Source organism: Roseovarius sp. MMSF_3350, from assembly GCF_030733425.1.
GTDB lineage: Bacteria > Pseudomonadota > Alphaproteobacteria > Rhodobacterales > Rhodobacteraceae > Roseovarius.
In genome coordinates this window covers 151,824-174,908 of record NZ_JASHIZ010000003.1, presented here as the reverse complement: position 1 = coordinate 174,908, position 23,085 = coordinate 151,824, and the positions used below count along the sequence as shown (strand labels likewise).

General features: G+C 64.4%; 20 protein-coding genes. 2 read left to right on the top strand and 18 right to left on the bottom strand.

What is annotated here, in order from left to right; genetic code table 11:
- Window positions 1–11: 11 nt before the first annotated feature.
- The 14 genes from RBB31_RS04945 to RBB31_RS04880 form a co-directional block, all read right to left on the bottom strand.
- Entirely contained in the window at window positions 12–2,414 is a 2,403-nt protein-coding gene (locus tag RBB31_RS04945) for a ligase-associated DNA damage response DEXH box helicase (protein WP_306128150.1), read from the bottom strand.
- A 76-nt stretch (window positions 2,415–2,490) separates the two neighbouring features.
- Entirely contained in the window at window positions 2,491–3,801 is a 1,311-nt protein-coding gene (locus RBB31_RS04940; protein ID WP_306128149.1) for an ATPase, read from the bottom strand.
- Window positions 3,802–3,932: 131 nt separating this feature from the next.
- Window positions 3,933–4,439, bottom strand: a complete 507-nt coding sequence (locus tag RBB31_RS04935) for a prepilin peptidase (protein ID WP_306128148.1) — start codon at window positions 4,437–4,439, stop codon at window positions 3,933–3,935.
- A gap of 21 nt (window positions 4,440–4,460) precedes the next feature.
- Window positions 4,461–5,318, bottom strand: coding sequence for a lipopolysaccharide assembly protein LapB (locus RBB31_RS04930; RefSeq protein WP_306128147.1), 858 nt, complete (start codon window positions 5,316–5,318; stop codon window positions 4,461–4,463).
- A 26-nt stretch (window positions 5,319–5,344) separates the two neighbouring features.
- Window positions 5,345–5,905: a tetratricopeptide repeat protein gene (locus RBB31_RS04925; RefSeq protein ID WP_306128146.1), complete on the bottom strand. Its 561-nt coding sequence runs from the start codon at window positions 5,903–5,905 to the stop codon at window positions 5,345–5,347.
- 68 nt (window positions 5,906–5,973) lie between these two features.
- A complete protein-coding gene (locus tag RBB31_RS04920) occupies window positions 5,974–6,930 on the bottom strand; it encodes a type II secretion system F family protein (protein ID WP_306128145.1) in 957 nt (318 codons plus the stop codon).
- 35 nt (window positions 6,931–6,965) lie between these two features.
- A complete protein-coding gene (locus RBB31_RS04915) occupies window positions 6,966–7,934 on the bottom strand; it encodes a type II secretion system F family protein (RefSeq protein WP_306128144.1) in 969 nt (322 codons plus the stop codon).
- Between the two features lie 4 nt (window positions 7,935–7,938).
- On the bottom strand, window positions 7,939–9,384 hold the full coding sequence (locus tag RBB31_RS04910) for a CpaF family protein (protein ID WP_306128143.1): 1,446 nt from the start codon (window positions 9,382–9,384) through the stop codon (window positions 7,939–7,941).
- 14 nt (window positions 9,385–9,398) lie between these two features.
- Window positions 9,399–10,628: an AAA family ATPase gene (locus RBB31_RS04905; RefSeq protein WP_306128142.1), complete on the bottom strand. Its 1,230-nt coding sequence runs from the start codon at window positions 10,626–10,628 to the stop codon at window positions 9,399–9,401.
- Window positions 10,629–10,875: 247 nt separating this feature from the next.
- Window positions 10,876–11,538, bottom strand: coding sequence for an OmpA family protein (locus tag RBB31_RS04900; RefSeq protein WP_306128141.1), 663 nt, complete (start codon window positions 11,536–11,538; stop codon window positions 10,876–10,878).
- Between the two features lie 14 nt (window positions 11,539–11,552).
- On the bottom strand, window positions 11,553–12,974 hold the full coding sequence (locus RBB31_RS04895; protein WP_306128140.1) for a type II and III secretion system protein family protein: 1,422 nt from the start codon (window positions 12,972–12,974) through the stop codon (window positions 11,553–11,555).
- Between the two features lie 199 nt (window positions 12,975–13,173).
- Complete coding sequence (gene cpaB, locus RBB31_RS04890) at window positions 13,174–14,046, bottom strand: Flp pilus assembly protein CpaB (protein WP_306128139.1); 873 nt, start codon at window positions 14,044–14,046, stop codon at window positions 13,174–13,176.
- Window positions 14,047–14,216: 170 nt separating this feature from the next.
- Window positions 14,217–14,405 carry a hypothetical protein gene (locus tag RBB31_RS04885; protein WP_306128138.1) on the bottom strand — a complete coding sequence of 63 codons (189 nt, stop codon included), beginning with the start codon at window positions 14,403–14,405 and terminating at the stop codon, window positions 14,217–14,219.
- Between the two features lie 168 nt (window positions 14,406–14,573).
- The gene (locus RBB31_RS04880) at window positions 14,574–14,789 is read right to left on the bottom strand and encodes a Flp family type IVb pilin (protein ID WP_306128137.1); all 216 of its coding nucleotides are present in this window, start codon (window positions 14,787–14,789) and stop codon (window positions 14,574–14,576) included.
- A 359-nt stretch (window positions 14,790–15,148) separates the two neighbouring features.
- Here RBB31_RS04880 and RBB31_RS04875 point away from each other — a divergent pair, with 359 nt between their 5' ends.
- A complete protein-coding gene (locus RBB31_RS04875) occupies window positions 15,149–15,985 on the top strand; it encodes a lytic transglycosylase domain-containing protein (protein ID WP_306128136.1) in 837 nt (278 codons plus the stop codon).
- Between the two features lie 9 nt (window positions 15,986–15,994).
- Here RBB31_RS04875 and topA read toward each other — a convergent pair whose 3' ends face one another.
- Window positions 15,995–18,526: a type I DNA topoisomerase gene (topA, locus tag RBB31_RS04870; RefSeq protein ID WP_306128135.1), complete on the bottom strand. Its 2,532-nt coding sequence runs from the start codon at window positions 18,524–18,526 to the stop codon at window positions 15,995–15,997.
- Between the two features lie 158 nt (window positions 18,527–18,684).
- On the opposite strand from topA, the gene RBB31_RS04865 reads away from it, so the two are divergent.
- Window positions 18,685–19,122 carry a hypothetical protein gene (locus RBB31_RS04865; protein WP_306128134.1) on the top strand — a complete coding sequence of 146 codons (438 nt, stop codon included), beginning with the start codon at window positions 18,685–18,687 and terminating at the stop codon, window positions 19,120–19,122.
- A 7-nt stretch (window positions 19,123–19,129) separates the two neighbouring features.
- On the opposite strand, the gene dprA is transcribed toward RBB31_RS04865, so the two are convergent.
- The 3 genes from dprA to tldD all read right to left on the bottom strand — a co-directional run bounded on the left by dprA (window position 19,130) and on the right by tldD (window position 22,963).
- Window positions 19,130–20,191 (bottom strand): DNA-processing protein DprA, encoded by a 1,062-nt coding sequence (dprA, locus tag RBB31_RS04860; RefSeq protein ID WP_371931292.1) that lies wholly within the window; start codon window positions 20,189–20,191, stop codon window positions 19,130–19,132.
- Between the two features lie 250 nt (window positions 20,192–20,441).
- Window positions 20,442–21,260: a class I SAM-dependent methyltransferase gene (locus RBB31_RS04855; RefSeq protein WP_306128133.1), complete on the bottom strand. Its 819-nt coding sequence runs from the start codon at window positions 21,258–21,260 to the stop codon at window positions 20,442–20,444.
- Between the two features lie 275 nt (window positions 21,261–21,535).
- Complete coding sequence (gene tldD, locus RBB31_RS04850; RefSeq protein WP_306128132.1) at window positions 21,536–22,963, bottom strand: metalloprotease TldD; 1,428 nt, start codon at window positions 22,961–22,963, stop codon at window positions 21,536–21,538.
- Between the last annotated feature and the right edge of the window lie 122 nt (window positions 22,964–23,085).

The following is a 23,085-nucleotide window of genomic DNA, read 5'->3' as shown; positions in this document are numbered from 1 at the left end:
TGTCCGCCCGGTCAGGCGAGGCCGGCGGCCTGCATCAGGCGTTGGGTTTCTTCCTCGAGCAGGCGGTCCTGTGCGCTGCCTTCGACGGGGGTGCGCCCGGCCTCGAGGAAGAGCGGCGCGGCGAAGGGCGTGACCCGGGGCAGGCGGACAAGGTCGACGCGGTTGCCGATCCGGTCGAGCATTTCCTCGATCCGGCCAAAGTCGATCAGGCCGCGCATCGCCTCTTGTCGGGTGATGTCCAGAAGCAGGTGATCGGGGTCGTATTTGGCGAGCGTGTCGTAGAGGATATCCGACGAAAACGTGGCCTGCCGCCCGGTCTTGCGGACCTGCGGCAGGTTGCGCTGGATGAGGCCGGCGATGGTGGCCGAGGCGCGGAAGGTGCGTTTTATCAGTTGGTTACCGGCGAGCCACTTGTCGAGGCCTTCGCGCAGGGCCGCGCGGTCCAGCAGGCCGCTGGCGTCGGTCAGCGGCTCCAGCCCCCAGATGAGGGTGGCGTAATCGGTCGAGACGAAGCCCATGGGGGCGAGGCCCATCTCCTCCATGCGTTTGCTGAGGATCAGGCCCAGCGTCTGCTGCGCGTTTCGGCCCGCGAAGCCGTAGATGCAGGCGTGTTCGCGGCCCTCATGTGGGAAGCTTTCGATCAGCAGTCGACCCGCCTTGGGCAGCTGCGACACGTCCTGTTGAAGCGCGATCCAGTCGGTGGTGTGGGCGGGCAGGGCGGAGTGGTCGCCCGAGTGCAGGAGCGCGAGAATGCGCTGGCTGAGCTGGGTGGAGGTGGCGAATTTCGTCCCGGCGAAGGTGGCGATCTTGGGTTTCTTCGCGGCGTCGCGGCTGACCTCGACCACGGTTTCGCGCAGGCCCTCGTATTTCACGATCTGGCCGCCGATCAGGAAGGTGTCGCCGGGGGTGAGGGAGGCGGCAAAGCCTTCCTCGACCTCGCCCAGGGGCTTGCCGCCGCGGTTGCGGCGCATGCGGACCTTGAGCAGGTCGGCATCCTGGATGGTGCCAATGTTCATGCGGATGAGGCGGGCACTACGGGGGTCGCGCAACTGCCACAGCCCGTCGCGATTGAGCAGGCGCTGCCATTGGTCATAGGCGCGCAGGGCATAGCCGCCCGTGGCGCAGAAATCGAGGCAGGCGTCGAACTGGGCGCGGGTAAGGGTGGCGTAGGCGCCGACGGTCTTGATCTCGTCATAGAATGCATCTGCATCGAACGGCCCGGCGCAGGCACGGATGAGGATGTGCTGGCAGAGCACGTCACGGGGGCCGGGGCCGCGCGGCTCGCCGTCGAGATCGTGGTCGCGCACGGCCTGTAGCGCGGCGACGCATTCGATGACCTCGAAGCGGTTCGCGGGCACCAGGAGCGCCTTTGACGGCGCGTTGTAGCGGTGGTTGGCGCGGCCGATGCGCTGGACGAGCCGCTTGACGTTCTTGGGCGCGCCGACCTGGATCACGAGGTCCACGTCGCCCCAGTCGATGCCGAGATCGAGGCTGCCGGTGCAGACCACGGCGCGCAGCTCGCCACGCTGCATGGCGGCCTCGACCCGTTCACGCTGCGCCCGGTCGAGCGAGCCGTGGTGGATGCCGATGGGCAGCGCATCGTCGTTGGCGAGCCAGAGGTTGTGAAAGAAGATCTCGGCCTGGGCGCGGGTGTTGTGGAAGATGAGGGTGATGCGGTGGCGTTTCACCTCTTCCAGCACCGCCGGGATCGAGTAGGCGGCACCACCCCCGGACCAGGGCGGGTAAGCGTCGGTTTGCAGCATGGCGATGTCCGGCTCGGGGCCGGGATCAGCCATGAGAATTTTACACGGGTCGGGGTGCCGGGCGAGCAATTGCGCGATGGCGGCGGGGTCCTCGACCGTGGCCGAGAGGCCGACGCGGCGCAGGCCGGGGCACATGGCCTGGAGGCGGCTGAGGGCGAGGAACAGTTGATCGCCGCGCTTGGATTCCGCCAGCGCGTGGATCTCGTCGACCACGATGCGCTTGAGGCCCTTGAAGATGCGCGGCGCGTCTTCGTAGGAGGTCAGCAGCGCGAGGCTCTCGGGCGTGGTCAGCAGGATATGCGGCGGGTCGGCGCGCTGGCGCCGCTTGGCCGACGAGGACGTGTCGCCGGTGCGGTCCTCGATGCGAATGGGCAGGCCCATCTCTGACACAGGCGTGGTGAGGTTGCGCTTGATGTCTGCAGCGAGCGCCTTGAGCGGTGAGATATAGAGCGTGTGCAAACCCTCGTGGCCGTGCTCGGCGATGTCCACCAGCGTGGGCAGGAACCCGGCCAGCGTCTTGCCGCCGCCGGTGGGGGCGATGAGCAGAAGGGCAGGGTCATCGGCGCGGTCCAGCATCTCCTGCTGGTGCGGGTGGATGGACCATCCGCGCGCGGCGAACCACTCGGTGAAAACGGGGGGTAGCGACGTCATCCGCCAGATGTAGGCGCAACCGCAAAACTTTTCAGGAAAAGTTTTGCCCGGGGTTGTTGAAAACTCCGGGGCGCGCCTACTTCACGATCTTCTCGTCCTTGACGAACATGTTCGCCCAGGCGCGATCGAGCAGGTCGGGGCGCATCTGGTAGGGGATGCCCTCGAACTCGCAGATCGAGATCATCTGGTCGATCAGGAAGATCGGCTGGTAGTTGGCGTAGACATTGTTGATCGTCGGATACTTGACCTTCAGCAGGTGCAGCAGTGTTTCCTCGTCCAGCGGCATGCCGCGTTTCTTGGCCACCATGGCGAAGATCTTTAGGAAATCCTGCTGGTTCGGCCCGTCGATCTTGATCTTGAAGAAGATCCGGCGCAGGGCGGCCTGGTCGAAGATCTCGTTGGGGTGGAAGTTGGTCGAAAAGATCACCAGCGTGTCGAAGGGAACCTCGAACTTTTCCCCCGATTGCAGCGCGAGGATGTCCTTGGATTCCTCCAGCGGCACGATCCAGCGGTTGACGAGGCTTTGCGGTGGCTCGGCCTGGCGGCCAAGGTCGTCGACGATGAAGATGCCGCCCGTCGATTTCAGCTGCAGCGGTGCCTGGTAGGTGCGCGCGGTGGGGTTGTAGACCAGATCCAGCATCGACAGGCTGAGCTCGCCCCCGGTGATGACCGTGGGCCGTTCGCAGCGCACGTAGCGCGTGTCGAAGGTGCGCTTGCGGCGCAGGGAGTTGGGGTCGTCGACCTCGACCTCGGCTTTGGAATGGACGATGGGGTCGTAGACGGTGATGACCTGGCCTGCATATTCGATGGCGCGGGGGACATAGATTTTGTCGCCCATGGCGTCGCGGATGCCGTTCGAGATCGAGGATTTGCCGTTGCCCGGGGGGCCGTACATCAGGATCGAGCGGCCGGCCGAGACGGCGGGGCCGAGGTGATCGAGCAGGCTGGGCGGCAGAACGAGGTGGCCCATGGCGCCCGTAAGCTCGTCGCGGGTGATCTGGATGTTGCGGATCGACTGGCGTTGAACCTGTTCGCGGTAGACGGCGAGCGGCACGGGCATGGCGCCGAAATATTCCGATTGCGACAGCGCGTCGAGCGCGCGGGACTTGCCCGCGTCGGTCAGCTGAAAGCCCATTTCGCCGCCCGAGTTGGCGTTGAGCGTGCCGGTCGCCTCGAGCAGGCGTTGCTGGCGGGCCATGTCGACCAGTTCCTGCGTGACGGCCCTGGGCAGGCAGATCGCCTCGGCGATTTCGCTGACCATGTCGAGGTTCTTGCGGAACATGGTCTTCAGCAGGATGTCCCGCATCATCACGACCGGAAGGCGCATTTCTTCGATCCCGGACGGCGGCGGGGGTGGCTGAACGCCGGAGGTCACTTGCATGTTCATGGTATTCTGCCCGTATTTTCTGACAAGTCGACATGGTTCACGCACCGCGTTGAGCGGCGCAATCCGGGCCAGGATGGCATCAAATCATGCGGAAATTATGGTCGCCTGCGGGCGGGGATGGGGCAGTGGCCTCAGGCCCCGTAGGCTGCGCCGAGGCCCAGATAGATCACCAGCGTGGCGCCCAGGGCAAAGCCCATGGGAAACTTCTTGCCCCGGTCCCAGCTGACCCAGTCGGGGGCAAGCCGACGCAGGGGCGAGTGCTTGGCCACGCGGTGGCTGACGAAACAGGCCAGAAGGTTGGCGGCGAAGAGAAACATGATGATCCGCCAGTCGGCGGGCGCGATGAAGGGGGCTGCGGCGGCGATGAACTTGCTGTCGCCCGCCCCCATCAGACCGCCGGCGTTGGCGATGAAACCGATCACCAGCGCGATGAACATGATCGCGATGCGCCAGGCGTAATCGGGCCAGACGGGGGTGACGGCCCACAGGCCCACGATCACGAATATCCCCGCCAGCGTCATAACCGAGGTATTGGGAATGCGCATCGCCTTGAGGTCGCTCCACATCACCCAGAGGCAAACCGGGGTGACGAAGGGCAGGAACCAGAGCGCCGCCCAGCTGGTGATTTCAAGGGGCATGGACCGCGCCTCGTCTGCCGGTTACTCGACGTTGTTTTCCAGCGCTTGCAGGCTGCGCGCGGCGGCCTCGAAATGCTGGGGATGGGTGTCGATGGCGTCGCGCAGAAGGCCCTTGCCGATGCTTGTATCGCCCTGCTTGATGGCCGAGAGGCCCAGCGTGTAAAGCAACTGCGCGCGCTCTTCCTGGCTGGTCTGCATGACGGGCAGCGAGTATTTCTTTTGCGCGCCGCGGGCCAGGACAAGGTTGTTCTTGGCGGTGAACAGGCTGTCGTCCTGACGCAGCGCGTCGGTGAACAGGCGCTCGGCTGCGGCGAAATCGCCCCGGGTCAGCTTGGAATACCCCCAGTTGTTCATCACGCTGGCGGGCGTCGTCGTCAGGCCGACGGCGGTCTCGTAAAAGCTGTCGGCCTTCGTCCAGTTCTGGTTGCTGTCGGCGATCATCGCCTCGAGGCGGTAGCGCTTGAAGGTCTCGTGCGTGGGCGGAACCGCGTCCAGCACTTCGTCTGCGCGCTTCCACTCGTTGTTGCGAATGAGCGCATCGGCGTATTCCACCTGGTCGTCATTGTTGGATTTCTCATGCTCGACCACGTTTTTCCAGGCCGCGACGGCCTCGGTGTGGCGCTTGGCGCGGATGAGCGATTGTGCCAGCCCGCGGCGCACGTCGATGCGGTCGGGTTTTTCGCCAAGGGTCCGCTGGAAATACTTCACGGACTCGTTGGGGTCGGCGACCGTCAGCATCACGTCGCCAAGGTTGCTTTCGTCGACGACGTTGAGATCGGACAGGGCCCGGTCCACGTCGGCCTTGCCGGCCTTTTCATCACAAGCGGAAAGGGCAAATGCGCTGCCCACGCAGATGCACATAAGAATAGGATGGCGCATTTTTGCGTCCTTTTACTGCCTTTGCCTCAACCTGGTATGTTGCGGATCAGGTAGTCGCTACTCCCACGCCGCACCAGTTTATAATCTTGTTCTAGCTCTTCACTATAAAGGGAATTTTCCGATTTTGCGAGAACTAACCGCAAATTGTCGCGGATTGAGTCACTTTGGCCATTGTCGAGCGCATAGGCCTTCTTGAAGACCTGTTCCGCCTCGCCGGTCTCGCCCTTTTCCAGCAAGACGACGCCAAGGTTGTTCCAGACCTCGGGCGAAAATTCGTCTTTCTTGATGGCCTGGCGCAGCAGGCGTTCGGCGGTGTGCAACCGGCCCAGACCGAGATTGGCGGTGCCGAGACCGGCCAGCACGTCGGCGCTCATGCCCTCGTCGAGCGCGGCGCGGGAGAAGGCGTCGATCGCCAGCTCGAATTCCCCGGCAGCGACAAGGCGGTGGCCCACCAGCTTGGAATCCACGGGCGTGCCGCCGCGGGCGACACCGGGGGCGTAGGGGTTGTCGGGATCACGCGAAGCGCCCTCGCCGCAGCCCGCGACGAGAGCGAAGGAAACCAATAGCCAGACACCTGCTCGTGTCATGCCTTTCTTGCCGCCTCTTCTTCTTGGCGGCAGGCCCGCGCGGGGCCTGCCTTTCGTTGGTCCGGTCGTTACTGACCCGCCATCGCGAAGAGTTCCATGATCCCCAGCACCGACGGGCCGACCAGAATGATCAGCAATGGCGGCACTGTAAGCATCATCGTGGCCAAAGTCATCTTCGTCGGAAGCTTGTTGGCCTTTTCTTCGGCGCGCATGACCCGTTTGTCACGCATCTCGCCGGCATAGACGCGCAGGGCGTCGGCGATCGAGGTGCCGAAACTCTGCGACTGCACCAGCACGGTCACGAAGCTGGAGATATCCTGCACGCCGCAGCGTTCGGCCATTTCATTGAGGACCGAAGGCTTGTCACGCCCGGCCTTGATCTGGTGCGAGACGATTTCGAACTCGTCGGCCAGCGCCGGGTAGGAGGCGCGGATTTCCTTGGAGACCCGGATGATCGCCTGGTCGAGCGATTGTCCCGCCTCGACGCAGGTCAGCATCATGTCGAGACTGTCGGGAAAGCCCTCCTCGATCTCCTGCTGGCGTTGCTGCTGGCGCTTTGTCACCCAGTACTTGGGCAGCATGTAGCCCACGCCCCCGGGGCCGAGGATATACATCAGCGTCTGCTGGGTCGTGGTACTCTCGTCTCCCGCCAGGAACACGACGAAGTAGAGCACGCCCAGGATCAGAAAGCCGATGCCGAGCGCGAACTGCGCGAAGTGGAAATAACGCACCGCGTCGCGGTCGCGGTAGCCGGCCTGCAACAGGGTCAGGCGGATCTGGCTGAGCTGCTTTTCGTCCTCGGGCTCAAGGAACTTGGCATATTTGTCCAGCTTCTCGTTGCGCTGGCCCGAGCGCAGCTTTTTCTTCTGCTCTTCCTGCGACACGCCCGAGCGCGACGCCTTCTTGATCTTGTCCAGCGGGTCATTGGACTCGCGGATCAGGATCGGGATCGTAAGCAGGACCAGGAGCACGCCCAGCGTGCCGACCGCGATCAGCGGGCCGAAGGGGCCCAGCGTGTCTGTCATGAGTTGTGTAACGGTATCCAGCATTTTCGTGGCCTTTACACCTTGATGTTCACGAGGGCGCGCATCACGAAGAGGTTCGCCACCAGGAAAAAGCCCACGGCCAGGCAGGCCGGGATGAAGTAGGGGTGTTCCATCGCCTCATCGTAATAGTCGGGCTTGATCAACTGAATCGCGATCAGCGCCAGGACGGGGAAGCCCGACAGAAACTTGCCGGACCACTTGGCCTCGGCGGTGATGGCCTTGACGCGGCGGAACAGGCGGAAGCGGGCGCGGATCACCTTGGCCAGGCCGTCGAGGATCTCGGCAAGGTTGCCGCCCGATTGCTGCTGGATGGTCACCGCCACGGCGAGAAAGCGCAAATCCTGCATGTTCAGGCGCTCGGCCATGTCCTTCAATGCCTCGCCGATATCCCGGCCATAGGCGGCCTCGTCGGCAATGACGCCGAATTCGGTGGCCAGCGGGTCGGCGACCTCGTTGGCGACGATGGAAATGGCCGAGGTGAAGGGGTGGCCGACACGCAGGCTGCGCACCATCAGTTCGATGGCATCGGGCAGCTGTTCCTCCAGCATCGCCATGCGCTTGCCGGCCTTCATGTTGACCCAGACGAAGATGCCGCCGACGCCCATCGCCACCGAGACGAGAATGCGCACGGGTAGCGCCGTGTCGGTGCCCACGGACAGGCCGATGAAGGCGATGAAGGCGCAGGCCACCATCAGCATCATGAGCTGCTTGGGCGAGAACGCGATGGCGCCCATCTGCGCCTTGGTGGCGAGGATGGAATAAAGCGGGATCTTGCGCGCCTTGAGATGCTGTTCCATCTCCTTGCGCAGCTTTTCCATCACCTCTTCGCGGTTGCCGCCCTTGTCCAGCATCTCCAGCCGGCGGTTCACGCGGTTGTTGAGGCTGATCGAGCGCCCGAAGACGGTGAGGTAAAGACCCTGCACCAGGACCATGATCCCGATGAAGATCAGGCCGTAGATGATTGGTTCTGCACTGATTGACATGACGTTATTCCCCTACCGGTTCGTAGATGCTGGGCGGCAGGTCATAGCCCCACAGGCGGAACCGCTCTGAATAGTTGGACCGCACACCGGTGCCGGTGAAGTGGCCGATGATCTTGTTGTCGGGCGACAGGCCGACGCGCTGGAAGCGGAAAATTTCCTGCATGGAAATCACGTCGCCCTCCATGCCGGTGATCTCGGTGATCGAGGTCATCCGGCGCGAGCCGTCCTGCAGGCGGCTGGCCTGCACCAGAAGGTTCACGGCCGACGCGATCTGCGAGCGCACGGCCTTGAGCGGCATCTCGATCCCGGCCATGGCCACCATGTTCTCCAGACGGCTGATGCCGTCGCGCGGGTTGTTGGCGTGGATCGTGGTCATCGAGCCGTCGTGGCCGGTGTTCATGGCCTGCAACATGTCGATCACTTCCTCGCCGCGCGTCTCGCCGACGATGATGCGGTCGGGGCGCATCCGCAGGGCGTTTTTCAGACAGTCGCGGGGACTGACCTCGCCCTTGCCTTCGACGTTGGGCGGACGGCTTTCCATCCGGCCCACGTGGATCTGTTGCAGCTGAAGTTCCGCGGTATCCTCGATGGTCAGGATGCGTTCGGAATTGTCGATGAAGGAACTGAGTGCGTTGAGCGTGGTCGTCTTGCCCGAGCCGGTCCCCCCCGAGACGATCACGTTGAGGCGCGTGGCCACGGCGGCCTGAAGATAGGCGGCCATTTCCTCGGAAAAGGCGCCGAAATTCACCAGGTCGTCGATGCCCAGCTTGTCCTTCTTGAACTTACGAATCGACACCAGGCTGCCATCCACCGCGACAGGCGGCACCATGGCGTTGAAACGCGAGCCGTCCTGAAGACGGGCGTCGACATAGGGGTTGGATTCGTCGACGCGGCGGCCCACGGCCGACACGATCTTGTCGATGATCCGCAAAAGGTGCTTTTCGTCCTTGAAGGTGGTGTCGGTCAGCATCAGCTTGCCGGCGCGTTCCACGAACACCTGGTGCGGGCCGTTGACGAGAATATCGTTGACCGTGTCGTCCTTCAGCAGCGGCTCCAGCGGGCCGAGGCCGCGCACCTCGTCGTAGAGATCCTGCGTCAGGGTGGTGCGGTCCTCGCGGTTCAGGACGATGCTGCGCTCTTCCAGGGCCTCGCCGGTGATGGCGCTGATTTCGGCGCGCAGGTCCGCCTCTGTCGCGGTGTCGAGCGCGCCGAGGTTGAGGTTGTCCAGAAGCGCGCGGTGCAGGTCGATCTTGATCTCGGCCAGCCGTTCCTTGCGCTTGCGGTCCTTGTCCTGAGGCGCAGCGGTCGCCGCCGCTTTCTGAAGCGGTTTGCGCAGCGAAGCGCTCTGCACCTCGTTCACGGGGGCGGTCTTGGGCGCCTCCGCGACGGGTTTCTTGGCGGCCTTGACCGGCTGGGCGCCTTCAGTCGTCTTCTTGTATCGCGAGAACATCGGTACGGTTTCCTTTATGCGGCTTGCTCGGCGTCGCTTTGACCAAGCGCGTGCAGCGAGACCGCCAGTTTGGCAATTTCCTTGCGCAGTGGGTTCTTGCCGGCGGCGCTGGCCAGCGGGGTGCCGTGGTCGCCCGCCTGCATCACCGGTTTGCCGCCGTCGGGCAGATGCACCTCGATGCTGATTTCAAGGCTTTCGGCCAGGCGTTTGACGCGGCTCTTGCCGTTGAGGTCGGTGAACTTGGGCGCGCGGTTCAGGCAAAAGCGCAGTTTCTCGATCGGCAGGTCCTCGGAGCGCAGCGCGCGTTTCAGGCGCAGCGCGTTCTGGGCCGAGCGCATGTCAAGCTCGAGCGTGGTGAAATAGATCTGCGCGGAATGCAGCACCGTTTCGGTCCACTGGACCAGCGTGCTGGGCATGTCGACGATGACATAGTCGAACTTGGCGCGCGCGAAATCGAGCACGCGCTGCACGTCCTCGGGGGTGATCATGTCGAGTGGCAGGATATCGGTCGGCGCGGTCAGCACCCACATCTTGTCCTCGAAGGTGACCAGCGCCTGCTTGAAGATATCCTCGTCCATCGAATCGGTGTCGGCCCACATCTCGTAGACGACGTCCTTGCGCGGCAGGTCGAGATAGGTTGCGACCGAGCCGGTCTGCAGCCCGAGGTCCAGAATGCAGACGCGCGGTGCGTCGGTCTTGCTGACCGAGGCCAGTTCCCAGCCAAGGTTCACCGCCAGGGTCGTGGCGCCGGTCCCGCCGGCCAGGCCCTGGACCGCAAGCAGCACGCCGTCGCCCCGCGAGCTGGACGCGTCGAACGGGGCGGCGGCAGCGGGCACCTCGGCGCGATCCAGCCGGTCGATTGCGGCCTGCAACTCGTTTTCGGGCAGAGGGTAGGGGACAAACTCGTCCGCGCCCTGGCGCAAAAGCTGGTGCAGCGACGCCGGGCTGACATCCTCGGCGATGAGGATCACCTTGATCCCGCGCGCCTTGGCCATGGTGATGATTTCGCTGAGCAGGCCGATCTCGTCCTCGTCGCTGGCGTCGATGGCCAGCGCCACGAATTCAAGACCGTCGGCCTCGGGCTGGTTGAAGAAAGCCAGCGCCTCGGCAAAGCCCAGATCGCCCCAGGCCTCGCCCAGTGCGGTTTCCATGTCCTCGATCAACAAGTCGAAATCTTGCACGTCACGGCTGATGGTACAGGCCGTGATCGGACTGGACTCGGGTTGTTTTTGCACACTACTCATCTTGTCGGCCCCATGATTGTTGCGACGTCGATGCGTCGGAAACCGTTATTTCATTGGCTGCGGGGCCTTGCGCATGCACGCAGGGGGCCCATTGCCATGCGTGGAAACTGCTGGAAAATATTGTCGATAATTGGGCCAAAAGATCGTAATTGTGCGATATCTCGCGACAAAAAAAACCCGCCCAACAGATTGTTTCGGGCGGGTTCTTCAGGTGGCCCGGCCTGTGGCCGGACAGGGAGAAATCAGTTCATTCCTCGCCGCTGGTCACCTCGCCACCCTCTTCGACCATGATCAGGGTCGAGCGGGGCTCGGCGCTGGCGATGTATTCACGGTAGACCACCTCGGCATACTTGCCGTCCATCACGATGGGATGCGACGCGACAAAGCCGGTCACCTCGGTCACGGTGCGGCGGTTGCGGCGTTCGCGGCCCTGCGTCACGACCAGCGGCTGGGTTTCGCCAAAGGAAACGACTGCCTCCAGCCGGCTGCGGCTGATGCCGTGGGCCACGAGGTAGTTGACGACCGCGTTGGCACGCTGCTGGCCAAGGCTCTTGTTGTACCCGGCCGAGCCGACAAGGTCGGTGTGGCCGTAGACCCGGAAACGGACCTCGGGGAACTGCTTGATCCAGCGCGCCTGTTCGTTCAGCGTGTCGCGGGCCCCGGCGTCCAGCTGGGCGCTGTTGAAGGCAAAGTTGACCGTGCTCAGAACCTCGTTCGAGAAGCGGTTGGCAAGGTCGTAGACATAGCCTTTCTCGCCGCGCATCACCAACTGATTGTGGACCGTGGCGTTGCCGAAGTTACCGCCATCCACCAACCCGCCGGCTTCGCCGAAGTAGGACTTGTAGACTTGGCCCTGCTGGGAACACCCGGCAAGGGCTAGAACCGATGCTGTTATCAGGAATTTTTTCATGACCTGGCCTCTCCTCAGTCCATCACGTAGCCGTAGGACCCGTTGAAATCCTGCCGGGCGACTTCGCCGGCGGATCCGCGCGACTGGCGCACGTCCTTGGCCACGCGGCCGTTCAGGAACAGGTCTTTTTCGGTCGGCAGCTTGACCCGGTCGGTCGGCAGGGCCAGGACCGTGCCGCTTGTCGGGGTCACAAGATGCGCGGTGACGATGATCACCAGCTCGGTCTGGGCGCGTTCGTATTCCGCGCTGCGGAAAAGCGCGCCCAGGATCGGGATGTCGCCCAGCCACGGGATCTGTCCCGCGTTGTCGCGGAAATCATCCTGAAGCAGGCCGGCGATGGCAAAGCTCTGTCCGTCGCGCATCACCACGGTGGTCGAGGCGTCGCGGCGGCGGAAGGCGGCCACGTTCAGACCGTCGGCGGTGATCCCGTTGGCGGGGTCGAGCGAGGAGACGGCGGCGGCCATCTCCAGGTTGATGACCTCGTCATCCAGCACGCGCGGGGTGAAGTTGAGCTCGACGCCGAAGGGCTTGAATTCGATCGTCGTGGTGCCGTTTTCCTGCGCTACCGGGATCGGGAATTCGCCACCGGCGAGGAACTTTGCCTCCTGACCCGAGAGGGCGGTCAGGTTGGGTTCCGCCAGGGTGCGCACGACCCCCTTTTCTTCCAAGGCTTCCAGAAGGATACCAACCTCGGTCGAGCCGATGTCGAAGCCAATGGCCAGCGCGCCGAAATTGTTCTGAACAGTCGGGATGGCACCGGCCAGCGTGCCCAGGACGCCGCCCTGGGTGTTGGTCGTGCCGGTACCGCCGATGAACCCGGCGCTGCCGGCCGAGCGTGCATCCAGCGAAAGCGACGTGCCAAGCGCCTTGGACACGGTGCGCTGCATCTCGGCAAAGCGGACCTTCAGCATCACCTGCTGCTTGCCCGAGACCGACATCAGGTTCGACACGCGCTCGGGCGCGTAGCGGTTGGCCAGTTCCAGCGCGCGGTCCATCTTGCTGGCGCTGGTGACGGTACCCGACAGCACGATGCCGTCATTGGCGGACCGGACCTCGATCTTTTCGCCGGGCATGATCTGTTGCAGCCGTTCCTTGAACTCCGAAATGTCGGGGCTGACATGGACCTCTACGTTCGTAATCAGCCGGCCGGTGGCATCCAGAAGGGTCAGGGTGGTGCGCCCGGGCGCCTTGCCCAGCACGTAGACGGTGCGATCCGACAGGGTCGAAAAGTCGGCGATGGAAGGGTTGGCGATGCTCAGCTCCGCGAAGGGGACGTCACTTTCGATGACGACCGCCCGGTTCATCGGAATGCTGAGATCACGGTTCGCGCCCTTGCGGATCACCGTGATGTTTTCCGCCATCGCCATCTCGGCCACAGGAGAAAATATGAAAGCCAGCCCTACAAGGGCAGCCTTGAACACGCTCGAATTTTTCATGTGACCTGCCTTTCCGATCACGCCTCATTTATCGGGTCTTTTCGCCCGGAATTGCGGGAACTGTGGGCCAACTCGAAAATTTTTTCAAGAATCAACACCTTTTGACGCACAATTGGTGTGGATTTTGGGGGACAGTTGCCGGAATGAAACGAGGCGCCCTGTGGTGGGGGCGCCTCGTGAACACAAAATGTTGTGTGGATCAGTTGGTCGCGCAGGGGATCGGCGTCGCGATCACCTCGCCGCCGCGGCGGGTCTTGATCGTGCAGATCTCTTCCTGAACCTGCGGCGCGGGGGCGGCGGCCTGTTCGATGCCCAACAGCATGTTCTGGTCAACCTCGATCGCCTCGGACACGGTTTCGTCGTCGGCGCCGACCAGTGACAGCGACAGGCTGCCGGTGGATTGGGCCTGGGCGAGGGATGCGACCTGCTGCGGCTTGATGGCCACGGTGACGGTGCGGGCGATGATCGCCTCGGTCGTGTCGCCATTGGCGACCTGGTCGACCGCGATCAGGCGGACGCCGGTTTCGATCAGCTTGGTGACTTCCTTTCCGCCGCGGCGGCCGTCGATCGCACTGACCGTGCTGACCTGACCGGTCCAATAGATATCGACACGGTCGCCCGGACGCAGGAAACCCGAGACGCCGCTGGACACGTCCACCTCGATGGCAAAGGCGCGCATGCCGCGCTCGAGCTGCGAGGTGATGCCGGCGTCTTCGCCCGGTCCGGTGACCTTTGCCTCAAGGATCGCTTCCATCGGCTCCATCGTGCGCAGCACCGTCCGCGGCTCGTTCTTGCCCTCGGGAAACAGCTCTTCCTCGGTGGAATAGGTGCCTTCAGGCAGCGACCCGGCCGGATAGGCCACCAGCGACACGTGATCCATCAGCAGGCGCTGGCCATATTCCAGCTTCTGCTTGGCAACGTAGACTTCGACCGTTTCGAAGGCGGGCGCACTCTTGGCGCGCTCCAGTTCAAGCTGGGCCTGGTAGCCCTGGATGTAGTTCTTGGCCATGTAGACGGCAAAGCCTGCCAGTCCGACGCCAAGAATGAGTACAAGTCCAAACACCAAACGCATGGCGTGTCCTTTCAAATTTCTACTGCTCACGGGGCGCGTGAAGCGCCTTTCTTGATCTTTGCTCCGCCTCTAGGGCCGGACGAGCATCGACCGTGGTTCTTCCAACCCAAGGGATGGACGACCAAGAATTGCCGACGCGCGCTTGCTTGAAAGGTGCGCGCGCTTCGACCTTAATCGGCGATTCCGACATTCTGCTCGGCGACCGTCGTGGCAACAGACGTCCCCAAGGCTTCATTGGCAGAGCCAATTGTTTGAATTGCACCAGCTGCCACGCCCACGATGGCTGCGGTCAGAACCACCCAGTCCACGGCTACTGCGCCGTCCTCCGACTTTGAGAAGTGCTTCAGCATCTTCAACATTTCAGACCTCATCAGGTTTCTCACCGGTTTTTTATGCTTGGTGAATGTGACCTTTATTAGGCTCAAGATTGGCGATTTCGCCTGAATCCCTTAATCCAAAAGAAAACGCCGCATACCGAAAGGTACGCGGCGCTTTGCAAGTCACGAGATTGACTTGTCGCGTGCCGCTTACGTGCCGCTGCCGCCGGTGCCGCCGGTGCCGCCGGTGCCAACGTTTTGGCCCTCGACGCCATCGCTGATCGCGGTGGCCAGCGTGTTCACACCGCCGGAAACGGTGGCAACGCCGGCAACGCCCAGGCCCACGACTGCTGCGGTCAGAACGACCCAGTCAACCGTCACGGCACCGTCTTCGTCCTTGCGGAAATTTTTGATGAATTTGATCATGGTTGGTCCCTCCAAAGGATCAGTTTAATTCAGGTTACAACCGTTAGCAGGTGAGTGGGCCGCCTCTCTCTTTGGCCCGCTGCGTTGCGGTATGGGGAGCATATAGCCGTCCGAATCCGGCAAGATTTAGGCCGCTTTCGCGCGATTTTGGAACTTATTAACTTTTTCTGCAGAGTCTTGGCTAAGCCTATGATCTTAAAAGATATAAATGACTAAATTTTTTTGAATAAAGGCTTTGAAGGGGGTGACCGGCCACAAAAGTCCGGTTTTGCCGTGTCGCAAGCCACGACAATTGTGGGCAAATCGCACGATTGGTGGCATACTGGCAAAAAACCAATCGAGGCAGAGCAGGCCCGAACATGCGATTCAAACGACTTCTCGCCCTGGGCGTGTGCCTGGCGTGTGCACTCCCCGTTCACGCCGGCGATCCGCCTCCGTTTCCCGAGTTCACGTTCAAGAAAGGCAAGCCGCCCAAGAAAGGCGGTGGCAAGCTGATCACGGTCCAGATCGACCCCGAGGACCAGGCGCATCTGAAACCCGCCGCCAAGAGCAAGGACGGCGAGGATGCCGCGGCCGACATTCCGGTGGTGCCGAGCGTGACCGCCGCCTATGGCTGGTTCTGGACGAAAGTGCCGACGGACGACAAGACCAGCGGGCCGGACCGGCTGCGCCTGGCGTTCGAGAACCTGCGCGACGGGCCGGGCGGCACATCGGTCAAGGGGCCGCGATTGCAGCACATGCAAGAGATCGCCCGTACCCACGGCGCCGACATCCTGCGCGCCACGATCGGCACCGAGGTGTCACCGGCGCTGGTGCTGGCGGTGATCTCGGTGGAGTCGGGCGGGCGCACGGATGCCGTCAGCGGCGCCGGGGCGCAGGGGCTGATGCAACTGATCCCGGCCACCGCGCAACGCTTCGGCGTCAGCGACTCGATGCAGGCGGGGCAGAACATCAAGGGCGGTGTGGCCTACCTTGACTGGCTGATGAAGGAATTCCGCGGCGACGCGGTGCTGGCGCTGGCGGGCTACAACGCGGGTGAGAACGCGGTGAAGAAGCACGAAGGGGTGCCGCCCTATGCCGAAACCCGCGACTACGTACCCAAGGTGCTGGCGGCCTTCCAGGTGGCCAGCGGGCTGTGCAAGACCCGCCCGGAACTGATTACCGATGCCTGTGCGCTGACGCTGGCGTCGTACTGAGGACGGACGTCACGCCTTCTTCCTGGCGCGGCCCGTTCCCTTCTTCGTGCCTTTTTTCGCGGCCTTTTCGGCAATAAGCTCCACCGCCATTTCCATCGTCACGTTCGCCGGCTCCACGTCCTTGGGCAGGGTGGCGTTCACCTTTTCCCACTTCACGTAGGGGCCATAGCGGCCTTCCATGACATTGACCGGCCCGCCGCCCTCGGGGTGTTCACCCAGTTCCCGGAGCGGCTTGGCGGCGGTGCGCCCGCGTCCGCGCCCCGGGTTGGCGCGTTTCTCGGCCAAAAGCTCCACCGCGCGGTTCATGCCGATCTCGAACACGTCGGCGGGATCCTTGAGGTTCACATAGACCGGCTTGGCCTCGTCCTCGGCCTGGTGCATCACGTAGGGTCCGAAGCGGCCGAAGTTGGATTTGATCTCGCCGCCATCTGGATGGGTGCCGACGATCCGCGGCAGGCTGAGCAGGGTCAGCGCCTTTTCCAGCGTCATGTCGTCCTTGTCCCAACCCTTGGGCAGGGAGGCGCGGGGCGGCTTCTTGTTTTCGGGCGTGGGTTCGCCGCGCTGCACGTAAGGCCCGAAGCGGCCGGACTTCAGCCAGATCTCGTCGCCCTGATCCTCGCCCAGCAGACGCTCGTCACCCTCGGCGCCCTCGCCGGCGATGGGGCGGGTATAGGTGCATTCGGGATAGTTGCCGCAGCCGACGAAGCCGCCGGTGCGCGAGGTCTTGAGGTGCAGGCGCCCCTCGCCGCATTTGGGGCAGATGCGCGGATCGGAGCCGTCCTCGCGCGGGGGATAGAGTTGCGGGGCCAGAACCTCGTCCAGCTTGTCGAGCACCTCGGCGATGCGCAGCTCGGAGGCTTCCTCGACCGCGGTGTGGAAATCGCGCCAGAAATCCGCCAGCACCTTTTTATAGTCGGCGTCGCCGGCCGAAATCACGTCCAGCTCTTCTTCGAGGTTGGCGGTGAATTCGTATCCCACGTATTTGCGGAAAAAGTTGAGCAGGAAGATCGTGACGATCCGGCCCTTGTCCTCGGGGATCAGGCGGTTCTTGTCCTTGCGGACATATTCACGCTCCTGGATCGTGGTGACGATGCTGGCATAGGTCGAGGGGCGGCCTATTCCGAGCTCTTCCATCTGCTTGACCAGCGTCGCCTCGGTATAGCGGGGCGGGGGCTGGGTGAAATGCTGTTCGGGGGTGACCGAGCGCTTGTCGGTCTTGTCGCCTTCGGACATCTGCGGCAGGCGCTTGTCGTCATCATCGACGACCGCATCGTCACGGCCTTCCTCGTAGACCCGCAGGAATCCGTCGAAGAGCACGACCTGGCCGGTGGCGCGCAGGCCGACCTGACCGTCGCGGCTGCCGATCTCGACGGTGGTCCGTTCCAGCCGCGCGCCTTCCATCTGGCAGGCCAGCGTGCGCTTCCAGATCAGGTCATACAGCTTGCGCTGGTCGGGCTCTGACAGCTTCAGGCTGTCCACGTCCCGCGTCATTTCGGTGGGGCGGATGCATTCGTGCGCTTCCTGCGCATTCTTGGCCTTGTTCTTGTAGATGCGGGGGCTGGACGGCACGTAATCCTTGCCGAAGCGCTCGCCGATGGCATCGCGGGCGGCCTCGACGGCCTCGGGGGCCATGTCGATACCGTCTGTCCGCATATATGTAATGTGTCCGGCCTCGTAGAGGCGCTGGGCCGCGCTCATGCACTGGCGCGCGCCCATGCCGAACTTGCGGCTGGCTTCCTGTTGCAGGGTGGAGGTCATGAAAGGCGGGCTGGGGTTGCGGCTGCCGGGCTTGGCCTCGACGCTCGTGACCGTCAGGTCGCGGCTCTCGACGGCCTGCTGGGCCATTTCGGCCTGCGTGGCATTTTCCAGGTCGTACTTGTCCAGCTTGTCGCCGGCCAGGCTGACCAGCCGCGCCTCGAACTCCTGGCCCCGGGGCGTGGTCAGAAGTGCCTTCACGCTCCAGTATTCGCGCGGGTTGAACGCCTCGATCTCCATCTCGCGCTCGACGATCAGTCGCAGGCAGACCGATTGCACCCGGCCCGCGCTGCGCGCGCCGGGCAGCTTGCGCCACAGCACCGGCGACAGGTTGAACCCCACGAGGTAATCGAGCGCGCGGCGGGCGAGATAGGCCTCGACCAGCGGCGCGTCCACCTCGCGCGGGTTCTGCATCGCCTCGGTGACGGCGGTCTTGGTGATGGCGTTGAACACCACGCGCTTGACGTCGGTGTCCTTCTTGATGGCGCGGCGCTTGCGCAACGCCTCTTCCAGGTGCCAGCTGATCGCCTCGCCCTCGCGGTCGGGGTCGGTGGCGAGAATGAGGGAATTGTCGTCCTTCAGCGCGTCGGCGATGGCCTTGATGTGTTTCTTGCTGTCATTGCCGACCTCCCAGGTCATCTCGAAATCCTGGTCGGGATCGACCGAGCCGTTCTTGGCCGGAAGGTCGCGCACATGGCCGTAGGAGGCCAGCACGGTATAGTCCTTGCCCAGATACTTGTTGATCGTCTTGGCCTTGGCCGGGGATTCGACAACAACGACTGGCATGAACACTCCTGTGGTCTGAAAAACGGGGCAGGCGACTCGGCCCGGCCCCATGGCGGCGCAACATGTGGTGTCTCAATGGGGATTGTCAATGCGGGGTATCCCGTGGCTTGTTCATCCCGGCCGGACGGCGTTATGTGAATGCAGCAACGGAGGAGGTCATGCCGAGATCCCTTTTCACCATGCTGCTCGTGATGCTGGCAGGGTCCGCCGCCGCGTGGGAGGAGCCGGCGCGGGGCAGCGCGACGCGCGGTGCATTGATGGATGCGATTAGGCCCATCGCCGAGTGGAAACTGGGCGCGCCGGTGCAGTTCGTGGTGCATGACCTGCGCCGCGAGGGCAACGTGGCCTTTGCCGGGCTGACGGCGCAGCGTCCGGGCGGAGGGGCGATCGACCCGAGGCAAACGCCCGCCGTGGCGCGTGGCGAGGAGGATGGCAGCTTCGACATTTCGGAGATCTTCGTTCTCTACAAGAAATCGGGCGATACCTGGGTCGCGGTGCATTACAGTTTCGGCGCGACCGACGCGTGGTGGTCGTGGGAACCTCTGTGCAGGGAGTATCGCGCGGTGACGCCGGGGGCCTGTGCGCCGTTTGACTGAGGCTGCATCAGGTCCGCGAGACGAGGCCGCCGGGATGGCGCGTGATCTTGCCGGTGACCTCCAGATCGGTGAGCGCGGGCGAAACCTGAGCGGCGGGCGCGGAGAGGTCGCGGATCAGCTGGTCCTCGGCCAGCGGTGCCGGGCCGAGACGGCTCAGTATGTCGGTATGCAGCCGGGCGGTTTCGGCCAGGCTGCGCTTTTCGGGTGGCGGCGCGAGGCGCAGTTCCGGTTGTGGGGACGGGGCGGGTTGTGACGGGGCCGGCAGGGCGGCCAGCACATCGTCGGCATTGCGCACCAGCGTGGCACCGTCGCGGATCAGCATGTTGCAGCCCGCGGCGCGCGCATCGAACGGGTGACCCGGCACCGCCAGCACGTCGCGCCCCTGGTCGAGCGCGGTGCGCGCGGTGATCAGCGAGCCGGATTTCGCTGCGGCCTCGACCACGACGACGGCCTGCACCAGCCCGCTGATGATACGGTTGCGGGCCGGAAAGTGCCGCGCCTGCGGAACCATGCCGGGGGGATGTTCGGACAGGCGCAGGCCGGTGACAGCAATATCCTCGGCCAGCTTGGTGTTTTCGGCGGGGTACATCACGTCGACGCCGCCCGCGACAACGGCGACCGTGCCGTGGTCGAGCGATGCCAGATGCGCGGCCGCGTCGATCCCGCGAGCGAGGCCGGAGACAACGACATGCCCCTGTTCCGACAGCGCGCCCGCCAGCGCCTTGGCCATGCGCAGGCCCAGCGAGGAGGCGTTGCGGGCGCCGACGAGCGCCACCATGGGGCGGTCGAGCAGATGCGCACCCTGTCCGATGGCCCACAGGAAGGGCGGCGCGTCGGAGGTGTCCGCCAGCAGGGGGGGATAATCGGGTGCGCCCATGAAGATCAACCGGGCGCCGATGGCGGCGCCGGCCTTCAACTCGGCCTTGACCACGCCGACGGGGCAGGGCTCATAGTTCTCGACCCCGGCCGCACGGGCGACTTCGGGCAGGGCCTCCAGCGCGGCTTGGGCGCTGCCATGTTCGTTCATCAGCCTGTGAAACGTCGCCGGCCCGACCCGGCGGGAACGCAACAGACGAAGCCACGCTACCCGATCATCTTCCGTGGTGGGTGGGAGTTGGGGGGTGAGTGGAAGGATGTAGTTCCTCGGACATCGTGACTTCGCCTGATTGCAGCCTCAGTGATACGCGCGGTTGGTTAATAGGGAGTAAACCAAACCCTTATCGTCTGAAGAAATTCCGATCGGGGGGCGGAAAGACGCTTTTGCCATGGGGTTTCGGGCTGCTGCGCAGGTTCCGCAGGACACCGGCAACGGACGTGTTTCAAGTGCCCCGCACGCCGGTGGCCAGCCAGACCCGATGCGGAACCGCCATGGGATCGCCCGGGAAGTCTCGTTCCAGGAGCGCGGCGAGGTCGGCATCGAATCGCGCGGTCGCCGCGGCGTCGAGCGAGGCGGCGACGCCGGCGCTGGCACGGATGCGCCCGCGCCAGGCGGCGTGCGTGTAGCGCTGGCAGAGGTCGAACGAGGCCGACTCCAGCGCGGTGAAGCCCGCCTGCGCGAGATCGGTCAGCCATGCCGGATAGATCCCGCTGCCGTGCGCGCCGGCCCAGTCGGGATTGTGGCGCAGGATCAGCGCCTCGGTCGCCGCCACCACGTTGCCTTTCAAGGGGAGCCAGTCGAAATGGGCGATCACCGCCCGCCCGCCGGGGCGCAGCAGCCGCGCGACCTCGGCCGCGGCGGCGGATCGGTCGAACCAGTGCCAGCTTTGCCCCGCCGCGACGAGATCGGCCACGCCGGACGCAAGGCCCGTCGCCTCGGCCGTGCCTGTCTTGTAGGTGATTTCGACGCCCGCAGCCGTGTCGAGTTTCACGGCTTCGTCGAGCAGCGGCTGCGCGGGGTCGATGCCTGTGACCTCGAGCCCAAGCGCCGCCAGCCCGCGCGCGACGGTGCCGGTGCCGCAGCCCAGATCGACGGCGGTCTGGCCAGGGCCGGCCCAGCCGCGCTGTGTCAGAAGCTCGAAAAAGGCAGGCGGGAAGCCGGCGCGATGGGTGGCGTAGTCCGTCGCGGTGCGGCCGAAATCGACCTCCTCGCCAAAGCTGCGCAGGGCGTCGGGGTCGATGCTTTTCGTCGGGTCGGTCATGTGCGGCGAGGAACTTTCTCTAATTCGGGCAAATCTCATGGGACGATCTGCGCAGATGTGCAGCAGGTTTGGCCGCGTGATTGCCAGACCGCGGGCTGGCGTCCTAGCGGCTTTTCAGGGCACTTTATCCAAGCCAACTCCGGAAAACTTCCGATCGAAGTGCTAACGGTACCCAATCGCCAGCCCGGGGGGCGGTCTGGCGATCGCGCGGCGGCGCGGCAGGGCCGCGCCTTGATTCCGCACGAAACAGCGCTGCCAAGTCGCAATCGACTCCCTCAACTCCCCGCCTGCGAGCCGCCCACGGTCAGCCCGCCGATCATCACCGTGGGCTGGCCCACGCCCACGGGCACCCATTGGCCCTGCTTGCCGCAGTTGCCCATGCCAGGATCGAGCGCCATGTCGTTGCCAAGCGCCCGGATCTGTTGCAGCGCGGTCGCACCGTCGCCGATCAGGGTGGCGCCCTTGACCGGCGCGCCGATCTTGCCGTTCTTCACGCGGTAGGCCTCGGTGCAGGAAAAGACGAACTTGCCGTTGGTGATGTCGACCTGCCCGCCGCCGAAGCCCACGGCATAGATCCCGTCCTTGAGGTCCGCCACGATCTCGTCCCGCGTGGCCTCGCCGCCCAGCATGTAGGTGTTGGTCATGCGCGGCATGGGCGCGTGGGCATAGCTTTGGCGACGCCCGTTGCCGGTCGCCTCGACCCCCATCAGGCGAGCGTTCTGGCGGTCCTGCATGTAACCCACGAGGATGCCGTCCTCGATCAGCACGTTCTTGCCCGAGGGCGTGCCCTCGTCATCGACGGTGATGCTGCCGCGCCGGTCGGGGATGGTGCCGTCATCCAGCACGGTGACGCCGGGAGCGGCGATGCGCTGGCCCATCAGACCGGCAAAGGCGGAACTGCCCTTGCGGTTGAAATCGCCTTCCAGCCCGTGGCCGATGGCCTCGTGCAGCAGGATGCCGGGCCAGCCGGGGCCGAGGACCACGTCCATCACGCCCGCCGGCGCCGCCTCGGCCTCGAGGTTGACCAGTGCCACGCGCAGCGCCTCGCGCGCCTTGGCCTGCCAGTCCTCGGGTGCGATCAGCCTGTCGAGCATGACGCGCCCGCCGCCGCCGACGCTGCCGGTTTCGCGGCGGCCGTCCTTTTCGACGATGACACTTATATTGAGGCGCGTCATGGGCCGGGTGTCCGAGACCTCGTGACCGTCGGCGCGCAGGATCACGACCTCTTGCAGGGACGCGGCGATGGTGGCGGTCACCTGCACCACGCGCGGGTCCATGTCGCGCAGGTAGGCGTCGATCTCGCGCAGGGTGTCGAGCTTGACGGGAAACTCATGCCCGGCAATGGGGTCGGCGTCGGAATAGAGCCGCCGGTTGGTGGCCGCAGGGGCGTCGGCCATCGTGCCGCCGCCCTCGCCCACGGCAAGCCGGGCGGTCTCGACGGCGCGGCCCATCGCGGCCTCGGAAATCTCGGACGAATGGGCATAGCCTGCCACCTCGCCCCGCACGGCGCGCAGTCCGAACCCTTGGCCCGCGTCGTAGGAGGCGGTCTTGACCCGGCCATCGTCGAACACCAGCGATTCCGCCCGACGACGCTCAAAGAAGAGCTCGCCGTCATCCGCCCCGGCCACGGCCTCGCGCAGCTTGGCCAGCGCCGCCTCGCGCTCGATCTCGGTCTCGAAGGGGCGAAAAACGTCTGATGTCATCTGCTTGCTCCTGCTCCCGGCGCCTGAAACGCCAATATTTTAACGGTTTTAAAAGCGTCCGTTTGCCGCAACGCATTTCCTTGTGCGCCCCGTAAGAATATTGTTATTTACGGCCCGGAAAC